The 15119-nt window shown below is 64.3% G+C and carries 16 protein-coding genes and 1 tRNA gene; 4 read left to right on the top strand and 13 right to left on the bottom strand.

Annotated features, from left to right (window positions below):
- Window positions 1-90 precede the first annotated feature (90 nt).
- The 5 genes from ACH2CW_RS00370 to ACH2CW_RS00350 all read right to left on the bottom strand — a co-directional run bounded on the left by ACH2CW_RS00370 (window position 91) and on the right by ACH2CW_RS00350 (window position 4543).
- Window positions 91-573 carry a TerB family tellurite resistance protein gene (locus tag ACH2CW_RS00370; protein ID WP_395054687.1) on the bottom strand — a complete coding sequence of 161 codons (483 nt, stop codon included), beginning with the start codon at window positions 571-573 and terminating at the stop codon, window positions 91-93.
- Between the two features lie 57 nt (window positions 574-630).
- Window positions 631-1965, bottom strand: coding sequence for a DUF1501 domain-containing protein (locus tag ACH2CW_RS00365; protein WP_395054685.1), 1335 nt, complete (start codon window positions 1963-1965; stop codon window positions 631-633).
- A gap of 18 nt (window positions 1966-1983) precedes the next feature.
- The gene (locus tag ACH2CW_RS00360) at window positions 1984-3417 is read right to left on the bottom strand and encodes a DUF1800 domain-containing protein (RefSeq protein ID WP_395054683.1); all 1434 of its coding nucleotides are present in this window, start codon (window positions 3415-3417) and stop codon (window positions 1984-1986) included.
- Between the two features lie 99 nt (window positions 3418-3516).
- Window positions 3517-3592, bottom strand: a tRNA-Ala gene (locus tag ACH2CW_RS00355).
- A gap of 66 nt (window positions 3593-3658) precedes the next feature.
- The gene (locus ACH2CW_RS00350; RefSeq protein WP_395054681.1) at window positions 3659-4543 is read right to left on the bottom strand and encodes a LysR family transcriptional regulator; all 885 of its coding nucleotides are present in this window, start codon (window positions 4541-4543) and stop codon (window positions 3659-3661) included.
- A 98-nt stretch (window positions 4544-4641) separates the two neighbouring features.
- On the opposite strand from ACH2CW_RS00350, the gene ACH2CW_RS00345 reads away from it, so the two are divergent.
- The 3 genes from ACH2CW_RS00345 to ACH2CW_RS00335 all read left to right on the top strand — a co-directional run bounded on the left by ACH2CW_RS00345 (window position 4642) and on the right by ACH2CW_RS00335 (window position 6106).
- The gene (locus tag ACH2CW_RS00345) at window positions 4642-4971 is read left to right on the top strand and encodes an HPF/RaiA family ribosome-associated protein (protein ID WP_395054679.1); all 330 of its coding nucleotides are present in this window, start codon (window positions 4642-4644) and stop codon (window positions 4969-4971) included.
- A gap of 39 nt (window positions 4972-5010) precedes the next feature.
- Entirely contained in the window at window positions 5011-5289 is a 279-nt protein-coding gene (locus ACH2CW_RS00340; RefSeq protein ID WP_395054677.1) for a zf-TFIIB domain-containing protein, read from the top strand.
- Between the two features lie 217 nt (window positions 5290-5506).
- A complete protein-coding gene (locus tag ACH2CW_RS00335; protein ID WP_395054675.1) occupies window positions 5507-6106 on the top strand; it encodes a hypothetical protein in 600 nt (199 codons plus the stop codon).
- Between the two features lie 28 nt (window positions 6107-6134).
- Here ACH2CW_RS00335 and ACH2CW_RS00330 read toward each other — a convergent pair whose 3' ends face one another.
- On the bottom strand, window positions 6135-6704 hold the full coding sequence (locus ACH2CW_RS00330; protein ID WP_395054673.1) for a pseudouridine synthase: 570 nt from the start codon (window positions 6702-6704) through the stop codon (window positions 6135-6137).
- The gene (locus ACH2CW_RS00325) at window positions 6704-7417 is read right to left on the bottom strand and encodes a haloacid dehalogenase type II (protein ID WP_395054671.1); all 714 of its coding nucleotides are present in this window, start codon (window positions 7415-7417) and stop codon (window positions 6704-6706) included. The genes ACH2CW_RS00330 and ACH2CW_RS00325 overlap by 1 nt, the downstream gene beginning before the upstream one ends.
- Window positions 7418-7551: 134 nt before the next feature.
- On the opposite strand from ACH2CW_RS00325, the gene ACH2CW_RS00320 reads away from it, so the two are divergent.
- On the top strand, window positions 7552-10440 hold the full coding sequence (locus ACH2CW_RS00320; protein ID WP_395054669.1) for a PAS domain S-box protein: 2889 nt from the start codon (window positions 7552-7554) through the stop codon (window positions 10438-10440).
- A gap of 16 nt (window positions 10441-10456) precedes the next feature.
- Here ACH2CW_RS00320 and ACH2CW_RS00315 read toward each other — a convergent pair whose 3' ends face one another.
- The 6 genes from ACH2CW_RS00315 to ACH2CW_RS00290 all read right to left on the bottom strand — a co-directional run bounded on the left by ACH2CW_RS00315 (window position 10457) and on the right by ACH2CW_RS00290 (window position 14879).
- Complete coding sequence (locus ACH2CW_RS00315; protein ID WP_395054667.1) at window positions 10457-11353, bottom strand: DMT family transporter; 897 nt, start codon at window positions 11351-11353, stop codon at window positions 10457-10459.
- A gap of 265 nt (window positions 11354-11618) precedes the next feature.
- Entirely contained in the window at window positions 11619-12143 is a 525-nt protein-coding gene (locus ACH2CW_RS00310; protein ID WP_395054665.1) for a hypothetical protein, read from the bottom strand.
- A gap of 189 nt (window positions 12144-12332) precedes the next feature.
- A complete protein-coding gene (locus ACH2CW_RS00305; protein ID WP_395054689.1) occupies window positions 12333-13154 on the bottom strand; it encodes a peptidoglycan DD-metalloendopeptidase family protein in 822 nt (273 codons plus the stop codon).
- A gap of 68 nt (window positions 13155-13222) precedes the next feature.
- Window positions 13223-13441 carry a hypothetical protein gene (locus ACH2CW_RS00300; RefSeq protein ID WP_395054663.1) on the bottom strand — a complete coding sequence of 73 codons (219 nt, stop codon included), beginning with the start codon at window positions 13439-13441 and terminating at the stop codon, window positions 13223-13225.
- A 127-nt stretch (window positions 13442-13568) separates the two neighbouring features.
- Window positions 13569-14396 carry an SAM-dependent methyltransferase gene (locus tag ACH2CW_RS00295; protein ID WP_395054661.1) on the bottom strand — a complete coding sequence of 276 codons (828 nt, stop codon included), beginning with the start codon at window positions 14394-14396 and terminating at the stop codon, window positions 13569-13571.
- Window positions 14397-14477: 81 nt separating this feature from the next.
- Window positions 14478-14879 (bottom strand): hypothetical protein, encoded by a 402-nt coding sequence (locus ACH2CW_RS00290; protein ID WP_395054659.1) that lies wholly within the window; start codon window positions 14877-14879, stop codon window positions 14478-14480.
- Window positions 14880-15119 lie beyond the last annotated feature (240 nt).

The raw sequence follows: 15119 nt of genomic DNA, 5'->3' as shown, positions 1-15119 counted from the left end.
GGTAGTTGAGCGATTTCCAGGTGTCGGCGTCAAACTGACCGTTGGCCCACCAGGAAGCGGGGCCTGCGGTGCCTTGTCTGTCGCGTCCGTTCAGGTCGGGCCGGTGGCCTCTTTGGCGCGCATTTTTGCGCCAATGTACTCGCCGTGCGTGACGTGAAGCAGCCCGGCCACCTTGCTGATCAGGTGGTTTTCGTGGGCGTCCAGATGTGCGTCGGCATAGGCCACCTGCCACATGTTTTCAACCACCTGGATTTTCTGTGCATGCGTGAAATGATCGTTCAGGCGGGTGGTAAAGCGGTGGTAATCGTAGTTTGTTTTGGCGGCTTCTCCGGCCAGATCCATCAGCCGCGCCAGTTCGTCATCGGCCAGCACAAATTTTTCGCGCAGCGTGGTCATCACCGCCTGTTGCTCGGCAGGGCCGATGTCCGGGTCGGCGCGCATCACTTCGACCAGCAGAACGGCGGTCGCCAGTTGCAGCGTGTGTTGCTGCGCGTTTGCGGACAGGGACGCGGGGCGAGAGAAAGAGTCGAACAAATCCTTGAGGCTTCGCAGCATGCGTTGGGTTCCTTGCATATGTCAGTCGGGATGGAGCTGGTCATGCAGCACTTTGTTCCCGCCCAGGCGCACAACTCAGGCTTTTCGCAGCAGGCCGTCCAGGCGTGTGTCCCAACTTGCGCCCGGCAGCACGGTAGCCAGCGCCGAGTCAGGCAGGCCAAAGCTGCCGCGCAGAACTTGCGCCAGTACCGCGCGGTAGTCGTGGTGCGCGGGAATGTCGCGCCTGTCGTTGAGGTTGCCCTGCGCCAGACCGGTCCACTGGCCGTGCCAGCGTCCGCCGTGAATGCGGTTGCCGATCACCCACAGCGTGTTGCCGAAACCGTGGTCGGTACCGCGGCTGCCGTTCTCAAAGGCGGTGCGGCCGAACTCGCTCATCACCACGATCACGTCGTCGGGCTCGGAAAAATCCCGGCGCAATTGTGTGATGCCGGTGGCCAGGTTGCCCAGGCGCCCGGCAAGCTGGCCGGTGGCATGGCCCTGGTTGGCATGGGTGTCCCAGCCACCGGCCGACAGGAAGCCGATGCGCAGCCTGCGGTCGTTGCGCATCAGCGTGCCCAGGTGCTGTGCGTCGAGCTGCAGGCCAACCGGGTCGGCGGCGCCGTTGCTGGCGGCCAGCATTTGCGCGTTTTGCGCCTGCGTACCGGGCAGCGCGCCATCGACCCTGGCGGCGGCTTCCGGCATCGCGGCCAAACGTCGGCTCTCCGACGCCATTTTTTCGGTGCTCAGTTCCTGCGCGCTTTGCATGCGGCTGCCCGCGCCCAGGCGGAAAGCCTCGCCGAGTTTATCGTCACCGGCATACAGGTCCAGCAGGGCCTGGCGGGTGGTGTCGTTGGCCAGCACGCCGGTGCGCTGCGCCGCCTGGCCACGCGGGATCAGTTTTACGGCCGCGCGGCCGGCCAGGATGGCCGGGTTGGCTTCACCCACGCCGATCGCAGAAGTGGCGCCGCCGTTGAAGGTCGCGACCTGATTGAGCCAGCCCGGCGCGGCGCTGGTCTTGCCGCTCTGGGCGATCTCCATCTGGTACTGTGCGTCGAAGTGTGAGCGGTTCGGCGTCGGCAGGCCGGCCGCTGGCACAAAGCCCAACACGCCCTGTTGCCACAGCGGCAGCAGGGGCGACAGCGCCGGGTGCAGCGCGAAGGTGTTGTCGAGTTTGAGCGCGGTCAAGGCGCTGCCATCCGGCGCCGCAATCGCGATGTTGGGCCGCAGGCTGTAGTAGTCCGCATCGGCATACGGCACCAGCGCCGAGAGCCCGTCATAGGCACCGCGCAAAAACACCACCACCAGGCGACCGGATTCGGGGCGGGCGCCTGCCGGCGCGGGCTGCGCCCAGATCTGCGGGGCATGGGCGGTGGCCAGTGCGCTGCCTGCCGCGAGAAAAAAACGTCGACGTGAGAAAACGGTGTGCTGCATGGTGTGTCCTTGCGCCGCCTATTTGCGCATGAAGTCGGGGCTGGCCAGTGTGAGGCCGGCGCGTGTCGCCGGCGTTTCACGCGCAATGCGTTCACGGCTGACCGGGCTCAAAAAGGGCTGCAGGTACAGCGGCTCGGCCATGCGCGCGCCCAGCGCCATTGCGTAGTCGGCGCGCCGTGTCAGGGCCTCGGGCGCGAGCCAGGTGGCGGCATCGGTCTTGTAGCCGTCGGGTGTCTGCCAGCCGTGCATCGGCTGGCCGGCCTGGGAAAGAAAGCCCAGCGTGAGCAGGATGTCGCGTCTGTCCTTCACGCCGCCGCCCGCCAACAGGGCCGAGCAGGCAAAGTCCAGTGGGGTTTTGAACAGCGTGTTGCCCTCGCGCCAGAACTCGGGGGAATCGATCAGGGTGCGCATCACGGCGCGGATGTCGCCTTGTGTGCGTGTGAAGGTCGCGGCGAGCCTGTCGGTCAAGGCCTGCGGTGGGTTGTCGGCAACAAAGGTCGAGGCCAGCCGCTGCGCGATACGCTGCGCGGTGGCCGGGTGGCGCGCCAGCATGCGGATCGCTTCCTCGCCCTCGCGCAGGCCGTCGGCCGGGAAGGTGCGGCCCAGCAAGGTCTTGTCGCCCCTGTCGTGCAGGCGCTCGGCAAAACGAAACGCCTCGCCCTGTTGCAGACCGACGGTCCAGCCGGTCAGGATACGCGCCAGCTCACGCACGTCGGTCTGGGTATAAGCCGCGCTGACACCCAGGGTGTGCAGCTCCATCAACTCGCGCGCATAGTTTTCGTTGAGGCCGCGCGCATTGCTCTGCGCCTGATCCAGGTAAAACAGCATCGCCGGATGGCGCGCGCTGGCCAGCAGCATGTCCTCGAACCTGCCCAATGCGTTGGCGCGTATCACGTTGACCGCATAGTGGCCGACGAAGGGCCGCACCGTGCCCTTGCCCACGAACACATTGAGGTGGTTGAACCAGAACTCGGTCATGCGTGCCAGCAGCGGCTGCTCAAGCGCCGGGTCGCTGCAGGCCATCAGCCGCCAGGCAGCTGCGTTTTGCTGCATTTCGCGGCTGAAATTTTCTGTGTTGGCGGGCATGGCCGCAGACGGCGCGCCGTCGACGGTGGCACGCGCCATGCGACGCGCTTGGCGCTCGGCATAAAAATCAGCAGCGAGCTGGTTGGCCGGCTGGTTGAAACCTGCCAGCGCCGCCGGGATGGCGGGCGCACGCTGGCTCGCGTCGAAAGCTACATCAATCTGCTGCAGCGCCCAGGCTTTGGCACCCGTCTGCGCTGCGTCTGCAGTCGAGGCGCTCGGACCATAACCGAGGCGCGAGGTGGCACGCCACGCGCTGGCGGTGCTGGAATCAGTTTCTGCGTGGGTGTGGTTTGCCGCCAGCAGGGCCAGGGCAAGCAGCATCGCGCCTGGCAAAGTGGCTGATGTCGGTGGGCGGTGTGTGTTCATGGGGTCTCCAGCGCCAGAATACCCCTGTCTAACGTCCCAGGGGCACCGGGAGTTGGCAGCTTTACAGAGCTTTACGGCGTGGTGGTTCTGCCTGAGAAGTGGTGGAGAGGAGGAGGATCGAACTCCCGACCTCCGCATTGCGAACGCGGCGCTCTCCCAGCTGAGCTACCCCCCCCCTGCAGCCCCAATCGTAGGCGGCCTGTGAAGCCAGGCCATCCGCATTTTCCCCATGCAAACGGGATCACCGCGTGGCAGGCAACAGTTTTTGCACCAGCGGATGCAGCAATTTTTTGTGGGCTGCGATGGCAAAGAAGTGCTGCTCCACGCCGTCGCAGGGGCCAATGCGCTTGACGCCGTAACGCGTGACCAGTTCCTCGTGCACCAGCTCGGCAGCCGGAAACACGCCCATGCCCGCCGCGCCGAAGGTTTTGAGCAGCGCGTTGTCCTCGAACTCGCCCACCAGATGGGGTGTGATCCCCAGCCGCTCAAACCACTGGTTGATCGGCACCCGCACCGCGCCATGTGTGGTGGGCAGCAGCACCGGCACTTTTTGGAGTGACTGCGGAAAGCCCTTGCGCGCGGCTGCGTGCAGCGACGGAGCGGCGTACCAAGCCAGGGGCGAGGAACCCAGGGAATGGCTGTAGAGCTTGACGTTGGGGTTGGGCGGCGCCGGCCGGTCGGCCAGGATAACGTCGAGCCGATGCAGTGCCAGGTCGCCGAGCAGGTCGTCAAACTCATCTTCATGGCAGACCAGCCTGAGCCTGGGCGCGCGCATGACGGGCTGCATCAAACGCCTGACCACCAGTTTGGGCAGGCCCTCGGAGATGCCGACCGCGAGCCGCACAGCCGGCGCGCTGACCGCATCGCGCACCAGCGCCGGCAGTTGCTCGCCAAGCTGGAAGATCTGCTCGGCCTGGTGCAGCGCCGCCGTGCCTGCGTCGGTCAGTGCCAGACCACGGCCCTTGGGCTTGAGCAGGGCGTAGCCGAGCGAGCGTTCCAGCTCGCGCACCTGCGTGCTCACGGTTTGCACCGCCATGCCCAGACGATCGGCGGCGCGGGTCATGCCGCCCTCCTTGGCAACGACCCAGAAATAATACAAATGGTGGTAGCTGAAGTCTTTGCTCATTGTCAGTTTTATCCGAAAGGTCTCTTCTTTATTGTCTGCTTTTACAGAAGCCCATAACTGCGTATGGTGATGCTTTTCAACTTGATGGAGTGCTTTCCATGCAAATCATTTTTGAATCGCGGGAGCCGTGGCTGGAGCAGTTGCGCGGCCTGGCGGTGCGCCGGGTGCGGCAGGCCACGCGGCACCTGGGCTGGCTGGCGCCGCGCGCACGGGTGCGGGTCTCGGATGTTCAGGGCGCCGAGGGCGGCATCGACAAGCGCTGCGAGGTGGAACTCACGGCCGAAGGTACAGGCTCTGTGGTGGTGACATCGGTCACACGCGACTGGGGTTCTGCGCTGCAAAGTGCACTGGCGCGCGCGGTCCGCGCCTTGCTGCGTAAACTCCAGCCGCCGCGCAACACCCCGCGTGCCATCAGTCGCCGCCGATAAGGCGTCGGCGTATTTTTACTTGTTGACGGAGAACCTTTGATGAAATGTCCCCATTGCCCCGACGCCACCTTGCTGATGTCTGAACGCCAGGGTGTTGAAATTGACTACTGTCCCCAGTGCCGCGGCGTCTGGCTCGATCGCGGCGAACTCGACAAGCTGATCAACCTGTCAGCAGCGCCCCCCGCGTCCGCGCCATCACCCGTCCGGCAAGCGCCGCCAAGCCGCCAGCCCGACTTCGTGGATTCCGATTTTCGCCACCAGCAGCAGCGCGGTTATCCACGCAGGCAGAAATCCTGGCTCAGCGAAATTTTCGATTAACAATCTGACCGACAGCGCCGATGCGGCCCTGCGCCGCACGCATCCGGATACCCATGCATCCGCCAGGTAAATAGCCGGTAAATACACACGGCGCTTACCCCTGCTTCACACCGCCCGTCCACCATGGACTCACTGGATCTCAAGCCTTTGAAAAGCAGCGATTCAGGAGCAGCCACGACGGGTTGCTGGCCCTTCATCCCGAAAGCAGGAGAACCGCATGAAATCGAAACTGTTGACCACTTCCTTGTTGGCATCCGCCTTGTTCGCTGGCCTGGGCATGTCCCCGGCCATGGCGCAACATACCAACACCCCCCATGTGGACCGCGCGCAGCAGGCAATCGGCGCGCGCATCCAGCAGGGCCTCAATTCTGGCCACATCACGCCCTCGGAAGCCCAGGTGCTGTACCGCCGCGACAGTGACATCGCCGCACGCGAGGCTTACTTCAAATCCAACGATCAGGCCACGCCGCAGGAGCGCCAGCAACTGCGCGCAGAACTTGATGCGCTGAGCGCCGAGGTGGAGCGCATGATGGCCAACAATGTGTACAACGCGCCTCGGGCCGTCGGCACGCCCGGTCTGGATAATCAGGAGTACCGCATCAGCCAGCGCATCGACGAGGGTGTTCGCAGCGGCCACATCACGCAGCGTGAAGCACGTCGCCTGCACAACCGGGAGCGTGTGATTGCGCAACACGAGGCCAGTTTCAAAGCCGACGGCAGACTCACGCAGCAGGAGCGCCGCCAGTTGCGCTCTGAACTCAGGGACTTGCTTGATGATGTTGAACGCGCCATGCGCAACGGCCGCGGCCGCGGTTAAGTGGACCTGAGGGGCTGGCGCCCCTGCGTCAGTCCCAGCCGTCGGCCGGTTCCTCGCGCCAGGCTCCCGGTGCCAGGTCGTCCAGACTGCAGGGGCCGATGCTGGCGCGTACCAGGCGCAGGGTCGGGAAACCGACGGCGGCGGTCATGCGCCGCACCTGCCGGTTGCGTCCCTCGCGAATCACCAGCTCCACCCAGGTGGTGGGAATCGCCTGGCGCACACGCACCGGCGGGTCGCGCGGCCACAGTGCAGGCGGTGGTGCCATCCGGCGGGCGCGAGCCGGCCGGGTGAGGCCGTCATTGAGCACCACGCCCTCACGCAGCGCGTGCAGCGCGGCTTCATCGGGCAAGCCCTCGACCTGCACCCAGTAGGTTTTTTCCATCTTGAAGCGCGGGTCGCTGATGCGCGCCTGCAGCTTGCCGTCACTGGTCAGCAGCAGCAGGCCTTCGCTGTCAGCGTCAAGCCGGCCCGCCACATACACGTCCGGGATGGTGATGAAGTCTTTGAGTCCGCGCCAGCGCCCCTCGGGCGTGAACTGACTCAGCACGCCGTAGGGCTTGTTGAAAACAATCAGGCGAGGCGCTGGCGCAACAGGCATCAACAGCCCAGCTGATCGGCCAGCGCGAGAAAGTTTTTGGCGTGCCAGGTGTTGGCGGCGTCGGGTGACACGTCCTTTGGGTGGGCGGCGCCAAACTCGGTCGGCCGCTCAATGTAGGCGGTCTGCAAACCGCAATCGCGCGCGGCGGCCAGGTCGTCCTGGTGCGCAGCCACCAGCATCACCTGGGCCGGCTGCAGATCAAACACCCTGGCCACGCCGAGGTAGGTCGCGGGGTCGGGCTTGTAAGCGCGGAAGACCTCGGCTGACAACACGCAGTCCCAGGGCAAGCCGGCGCGTTTGGCCATGTTGGTCAGCAGTCCAATATTGCCGTTGGACAGCGTGCAGATCGTGTAGCGCGACTTCAGCCGGGTGAGGCCGGTCACCACATCAGGCCAGGGGTCCAGGCGGTGCCAGGCCCTGTTCAGATGCTGCCTGTCGGCCTCGCTCAAATCCGCGAGGCCGAACTGGTCCACGATGCTGTCCAGGATGATGCGGTGCAGGTCGTCAATTCGCGTCCAGCCGAGTTCGCCCGACATGACGCGGGCCATCGCCGGCCGGTAACCGGCACGCCAGGCCAAGGCAAAGGCGTCGCCATCCGCTTGCGGACGCAGCGCCTGCACCTCACGCGCGATGCTGCTGTGCCAGTCGACCACGGTGCCGAAAACATCAAAAGCCAGCACGCTGGCGCGAACGGGTGGGGGACTTGAATTCATCGCTGCATTATGCGCAGGCGTGACGGTGTCAATCTTGATGCCGGGGCTAGCGAACGCGCGTCCGCAGGCGCTACACTGGTTTCAACACCGAATGTTTGTCCATGAGGCACTAAGCCACCCACGAAAGAGCCTTCATGAAGTCCAGGGGCTGGAAAGTCTGGTTGACTGGTTTGCGCACCCGTCTGGTGCTGGTGGCGCTGCTCTCGCTGTTGCCCCTGTTGCTGACCGCCTTGTCTCCGGCGCCGCCAACAGCGCTTGTTGTTGCGATGGCGCTGCTTGGCCTGGTGCTTGCCGGATGGGCGGGTGAGGCGCTGGTGTTGGTGCCGATGCGACTTGCGCAGCAACAGGCCGCGCGGGCGCTGGCCAGTACCGAACATGCGCTGCAACAGGCGCTGGGCCGCCTGCGCTCCGCGCAACGCATAGGCCGGATCGGCAACTGGGATTTCGACATCGCCAGCAACCGGGTCTGGTGGTCCGATGAGACTTATGACATTTACGGGGTACCGCGCGGTGCGCCGACCTCGCCCGTGAGCGGCTACGAGGGTGTGCTCGCCCACGTGTTTGCAGACGACCGCGAGGCCTACGAAGCCGCACAGAAACTGTTTTTTTCCGGGCAGGGCAAGCTCGATATTGAGCACCGCATTGTGCGGGCTGACGGCAAGGTGCGCTGGGTGCATGGGCTGGGCGAGTCGGTGCTCGATGAACACGGCCGGCCTGTCACGCTGTCGGGAACCGTGCAGGACATCACTGAACGCAAGCTTGCACGGGACGCCCTCCGCGTCAGCGAGGCGGAGTTTCGCCGGCTGACTGACGCCATTCCGCACATCGTATGGACCATGCACGCAGACGGCCAGCACAGCTGGTTCAACCAGACATGGCTGGACTACACAGGTCTGTGCATGGAGGCGAGTCTGACCCAGGGCTGGAGCGTGCTGTTGCATCCCGACGACGCCGAACGCACCAACACGCTTTGGACCGGCGCGCTGAGTCGCGGCGAGCCCTGCGAGATCGAACACCGCCTGCGCAGGGCTGACGGCGTGTACCGCTGGATGCTGGGTCGCGCGCTTCCGCAAGTCGATGCCGCTGGCCGCCCTGAAAAGTGGCTGGGCACGCTGACCGATATTGACGACCTGAAGCGCGCAACCGAGCTCCTTGAAAAGAACATGTTCATGAACCGCATCGCCGGTCGCATGGCCCGGCTGGGCGGCTGGACCATTGACCTGCCGGAGCGCAAGCTGACCTGGTCGGACGAGAACTGTGCCATCCACGATACCCCGCCGGGCTATCTGCCGACGCTGGAAGAAGGCATCAACTACTTTTTGCCGGAGGACCGGCCCAAGGTGATCCAGCTGGTGCAGGCCTGCGCCGAGCAGGGCACGGCCTACGAATTTGTCCTGCCCAAGATGACCGCCAAAGGGCGGCGTATCTGGGTGCGCTCGCTCGGCGAGGCGGTGCGTGACGCAATGGGCAACATCATCCGGCTGCAGGGCGCTTTCCAGGACATCACCGAACAAAAGGCCGCCGAAGCGCGCACGCTGGCGCTGGAGGCGCGCATGATCTCCACGCTGGAGAGCATCACGGACGGTTTCGCCCTGATGGACGACGACTGGCGTTTTACCTTTCTCAATCGCCAGGCCGAGATCATGTTGCAGCGCCCGCTCGGCCAGTTGCTCGGCAAAAACCTGTGGGAAGAGTTCCCCGACGTTCTCGGCACACCGGTCGAGCGCGGCTACCGGGACGCTGTCGCCCAGCGGCGCACCGCGCGTTTCGAGGCTTTTTACCGGCCACTGCGGACCTGGTTTGTGTTTCACATCTATCCCACGCAGGCGGGAACCGCGGTGTATTTTCAGGACATCACGGCGCGGCGCGAGGAGCAAGCCCAGTTGCATCTGCTGGAAACGGCCGTCTCGCGCCTGAACGACATGGTTGTCATCACCGAAGTGCGCAGCGGCGACGCGGGCAACCCGCGCGTGGTGTTTGTCAACGATGCCTTCGAGCACCTGACCGGCTACAGCCGCGCCGAGGCCATGGACCAGAGCGTGATGCAGCTCTGGGGAGCCACGCGCCAGCAGGCCGAGCTGCAGCGCATACGCGCCGCCATGGACCGCAAGCAGGCGGTACGCACCGAGATTTCGGTCCGCACCCGAAGCGACGCCCTGCTCTGGCTGGAGCTCGACATTGCCCCGATTGCCAGTGCGTCGGGCAAGTTCAAGCACTGGGTGGCGGTGGGGCGCGACATCAGCGAGCGGCGCCAGCAGCAGCAGGAAATCCTCAACCTCAATGGCGAACTGGAGCAGCGGGTGGTGCTGCGCACCGGCCAGCTCGCCGATGTCAACAAGGAGCTGGAGTCGTTTGCCTACTCGGTTTCACACGACCTGCGCTCGCCGCTGAACACCGTGGACGGCTTCAGCCAGTTGCTGCTCAAAAGTGATGCAGCCAATGTCAGCGACAAGGGCAAGCATTACCTCGACCGCATCCGCGCCGGCGTCAAGCAGATGGGCGATTTGATCGAAGGCCTGCTGACCCTGGCGCATCTGTCGCGGGAAGAGATCAAGTCCGAGACTGTGGATCTGTCGCTGCTGGCGCGCGCCATCGAACAGGCGCATCGCGAGCGCGAGCCCTTGCGTCAGGCGCAGTTCCGCATCCAGGAGGGCTTGTACGCCCAAGGCGACCCCCGTTTGCTCGCGGCTGTTCTGCAAAACCTGCTGGGCAATGCGTGGAAGTTCAGTGCCCGGCAGGAAGTCGCCTGCATTGAGGTGGGTTGCGAGCCGGCCGCCGGCGGCGATACCGTCTTTTTTGTGCGTGACAACGGCGCCGGCTTTGACATGGCGTTTGCGCACAAGCTGTTCGGCACCTTCGAGCGGCTGCACTCACCGGGCGACTTTCCGGGCACCGGCATCGGCCTGGCCACGGTCAAACGTGTGATCGACCGGCACGGTGGCCGGATCTGGGCAGACAGCAAACCCGGCGAGGGCGCGACTTTCTACTTCAGCTTGAAGCCTGCCGCACCGGCCGACCGCTGAAGCCGCCCCCGCGGTGTCATGGGCCGGGTGGTGGCGCGGGCGTATGCTGGCGTTCGGCCGGCCGGTCCAGAATCAGCAAGGCAATGCCGCCAAGAATGGCGCAGGAAGACAGCAGCAGCGGCAAGGTGAACGCTTCGCCCAGAAACAACGCGCCGCCCAATGCGGCGATCACCGGAACGCTCAACTGCACCGTGGCGGCATGGGTGGCTTTCAGGGCAGGCAAGGCGTAATACCAGATCGCATAGCCGATGCCCGAGGCGAGCGCCCCCGACAGCATGGCGAGCACCAGCCCGCTGCTGTCCAGGGACAATTGATCAACCATCACCAAGGCCAGCACCAGCGCCATCGGCACCGTGCGCATGAAATTGCCCGCCGTCACCGCCGTCGGATGGCCTGTGTTCGTCGACGGCTGGCGTTTGCCGCGCAGCGAATACACCCCCCAGGCGACCCCCGCGCCCAACATGCACAGCGCGCCCGACAGGCTCGGTGTTGCCAGCCCCGGCAACAACAGGGCCACCAGCCCTGCCAGGGCCACGGCCAGGCCCAGCAGTTGACGCCCCCGCAGACGTTCACCCTGGCTGATGCCATGGAAAATCATCGTGGCCTGGACCGATCCGAACAGCAGCAATGCGCTCGTGGCGGCCGACATGCTGATGTAGGCAAACGAAAAACCCGCCGCGTAAGCAAACAGTGCGCTGGCCGACAGCCAGTCGCCCTTGCCCTGTGCGGCAGGGGTACCGCGCTGCAGCCTAACCAGCAGCCACAACATGCAGGCGCCCGACACCAGCCGGACCGCGGTGAAGCTGGCCGCGTCGATGGCCGTGTGTTTGAGCGCCATCCTGCACAGTAGCGAGTTGCCCGCAAACGCCGCCATGGCCAGGCAGACGCAGACAAGCAGCCGCAAACGGCTCATGGGCAGGGGTGTTTGAATAGGGGGCATGGACGGGGCGGGGCCTGCGGGCGGGGCCCACAGGAGCCTGAATCATGCCTGAAGCCGCGCAGCGGCATGGGCGCGCCAACGCCCGGATGGCGGGCCGGGGAAGGCTGAAGAGAGGGCGTGGGGCGGAAGGTCGGAGGCCGCGGTCAGCGGCCACCCACCTTTCCAGTTGCTATTGTTTTAATAGCTGATGGCGCCTGCCCGATATGGGCTGGAGCCACTTTTACTTATAAAACCGGATTCAGGCGGCTTTGGCGCGGCGCTGGCTGAAGGCTGACGTGCGTTTGGCGCTGACCGTGGTGACGTCGTCACCGGCGATCTTGCCGGCCAGGTCGGCGGTTTTCTGCTCGATCTGTGCAGCCAGCTTGCTCAGCGCCAGGGCGCCGGGCGCCGTGACCTGGGCAATCGTCGACAGGGTGTTGACACCGGTCTTTTCTTCAAACAGGGCGGCGTTGGCAGAAGCGCGCTCTACGCCTGCCTCAGCCACCTTGACGAGCTGGTTCACGACCTGCTGGGCGCCGCTGCTGGTCAGGTTCAAGCCCTTGGTGTAATAAACGCTGAAAGCCAGTTGGGCGGCGCGGGCGTTCTTGGCGGTTTCGGCCGTCAGTTCCGAGCGCGACTCGCGCAGGGCCTTGTTCCAGCGCTGCTCCAGCAGGCTGACCACACGCTCGCCGCCGGCGCGGTAGGCATCGATCACGTTTTTGGCGGTGTTGCCGTAGGTTTCGATCAGGTCGGTGGCCACGGTGGACAGGTTTTTGGCAGTCATGAGGTTTCCTTGAGGTGGGTTGGAAGATGCCTGATCTTCAGGGTTTCTGCTAGTGGCTACAACCTAGCCAGCCCACTTTCTTAGAGGCGCCTGTCCAGAACGTGAAGGGTCTTGAGTTTCGGGTGCGCTACGCTTTTAATAGCGGCTTGCGCTTTCTGGACATGGGCTGGAGGCCTATTTGGCTTCAAATCAGGCCAGAAACAGCGCCGGGTCCACCATGGTGCGGTTCAGCATCACGCCCCAGTGCAGGTGCGGGCCGGTCACGCGGCCGGTTGCGCCCACCGCACCCAGGCGCGCGCCGGTGGCCAGCACATCGCCCGTCTGCACATCCATGGCGCTCAGGTGGCAGACCATGCTGAGCAGCCCGCCGCCGTGGTCAAGCCAGACCGTGCCGCCGTTGAAAAAGTAGTCGCCCACGTCGATGACGCGGCCCGGCAGCGGCGCCACCACTGGCGTTCCGGTGCCGGCCGCGATGTCCATGCCGCTGTGCGGATTGCGCGCCTGGCCGTTGAAGACCCGTCGCAGCCCGAAAGAGCTCGACCTGCGCCCCGGCACCGGCACCCGCATGCGCAGAGAACCCGGCAGCGGTTGGCTGAAGGTCGCCATCACCACTTCCTGGTGCTTACGCTCGCGTTCGTGGCGCGCCAGGTCCTCGGGCGAGAGGTCTACCGTGCGCGGGGAGACTTTGAGGTGTTGTTCGCTGTAGCGTTTGGGCGTGATGGCGTAGGTTAGCGGGCGCAGGCCGTCTTCCGCCGTGCGCACGCTGATGCTGGCTTCGCCCGGCGCGGCTGACAGCGGTATGCCGACGATGGCTGTCCATTCGATCGCGTCGCCGACCACCAGCAACGGCAGCTCGCCCTGGTGGGCGACCGGCCGCGTGGCAGACGAGCCCAGCGACAGCCGCGCCACGCCGCCGGGCACCTGCAGGGCTTGCGGCCAGACAAGAGATGAAGTGGAGGGAGTCGCCGCAAAACCTGCGCCTGGAAGAGCCAGCAGCCCCAGCGCAGCCATCAGCGCCTTGCGGCGCGACAGCTCGGCTGTAGGGAGGGAGGATTGAGCGGAAGAACGCACAGTTCCGATTATTGTTTTTCCCAGACGATTTTGCCGTCGTCGACGTAGTCATCGAACTGGATGCGGGGAATCGCCGTCACGCCGGCCACACCGTCGCCGGCATCCCAGCTCAGGGTGGCGCTGTCCGGTTGCAGCGCCACTTCAATGCGCCCCGGCGGAATCGGGATGGGCGCGCCATCGCCGGGGGTGAAAGTCACGTCACCGGTCACTGTGGCGAATTGGGGCATGGAAATCTCCTTGAGGGTATGTGCGACACCTTCGGCGGTGGTCGGTCGCTTCACCACATTAAGCATGAGCGACGACGTGCCGCGTGTCAGCCAATCGCGCGTTCTCTCCGCAATGCCGTCAGGGTCTTTAGCTGCAGGTTGTGCCGGACGCGCGCCTGAACGACGCCCCTTGGGCCAGCGCCAGGTTGCCCTGGGCCGAGGCAATGCGCAGTTCGTCGCCGCTGGCCTGCAGCACCAGCTCGCCGCTGCTGCCCGCCGGTGTGCGGAGCTCGGCGCCGCTGATGCTGCCGGCCAGCTCCCGCGTGCGGTCGCGCCAGGCCAGCGTGCCGGTGAAGGTCTGGTAGGTTTGCGTCAGCGTGATGCTGGCGCCGCGCAGCAGCCCGCTTGCGCACCACAGGCCGCCCACCTTGGCAGGCACCGTCCACAGATGAATCTTGCTCGACTTCTCGCGGCCCACCGCCTTGTCGGGCACCGGCACAACGGTTGTGCGGTCCGGCTTCCAGTCACCCATGTCCCAGTCGTGCGAGACGATGCGTGTGCCCGGCTTGAGCGCGAGCAGGGCAGGGCGCAACTTCAGGTTGACCTCTGGCAACAAGTACATGGTGATTACCGTGGCCGGCGCCAGGTCGGTGGTGAACAGGTCCTGCACCCGGAACTCGACCTTGTCCGCCACACCGGCGTTGCGCGCATTGGCCTTGCTTTTCTCGACCAGCGATGGGTCGATCTCGACGCCCAGGCCGGTCGCTTCAAACTTCTTCGCCGCCAGGATCACGATGCGCCCATCCCCCGAACCGAGGTCAATCACATGGTCGCCACGCTTGACGCCGGCGCTGCTCAGCATCTCGAGCGTGACGTTGTCAGGGGAGGTGATGAAGGGGACTTCTTCGAGGGGTTGGGCGTGGGCTGTTCCAGCTAACGCCAGCAATCCGATGCAAAACAAACTGACTGCAGCCACGATAGAACAATTCTCTTCTCGGGTAACTTTGTGCTGATTCATTGCCAATTCAGTTTGATAACGTATAGGTGAGCTGGGCGGCTATCCAATAGTCAGCTTCTGCTGTGCAAGCTTAGCTGCGGCAGTGCTTAACATCTCATCTGCGTCCCTGGGTGAGCGAAGTTGGGTAAACGCCTGGACTAAGTCGTCCTTGCATAGCAAGATCACACGAAGCTGGTTCAGGCGAGCCTCATCTACTGCTACTTGCGCTCTGGGTAGTGCACAGACCAAAAATGCGCTGACATCGATGGCTTGTCCATTTGCTTCCAATGCTGTCAGAAGTGCATTTCGTCGGTCAACCAACTTGCCTAGCTTGTTCTGAAAATCAGCAATCTTTAAAGTGCATTCGACCAGCGCAAGCTTTCCTCCCGCAGTTGCAACGATTAAATCAGGCGCTTGAGACTCCACTTGCACTGCTGGTGAAAATCCTAGAAGGAAAAGCAAAGAGGCGATGCCACGTTCAAATCTATCGGGATCAATAGGTTCTAAGACAGAAGTGCGAAGTTGTCTGAGTTCCTTGTCGAAAAGTTGAGTTGCAACATATCGATGATTTACCGCTTTTTCTGGATCTACAAACCACTGACGTCTAGGGAAACTCTGAACAAGTCCACCGATCAGATGTGTTGACCGTTGAGATACACAAAGGAGCAGCAGCGATGGACCAGATCAGTTTCGCGGACGCAG

This window comes from Polaromonas sp., assembly GCF_043778355.1.
Lineage (GTDB): Bacteria > Pseudomonadota > Gammaproteobacteria > Burkholderiales > Burkholderiaceae_C > Polaromonas.
Note: the sequence above shows the minus strand (reverse complement) of the source record. Positions and strands in the feature narration are given on the sequence as shown.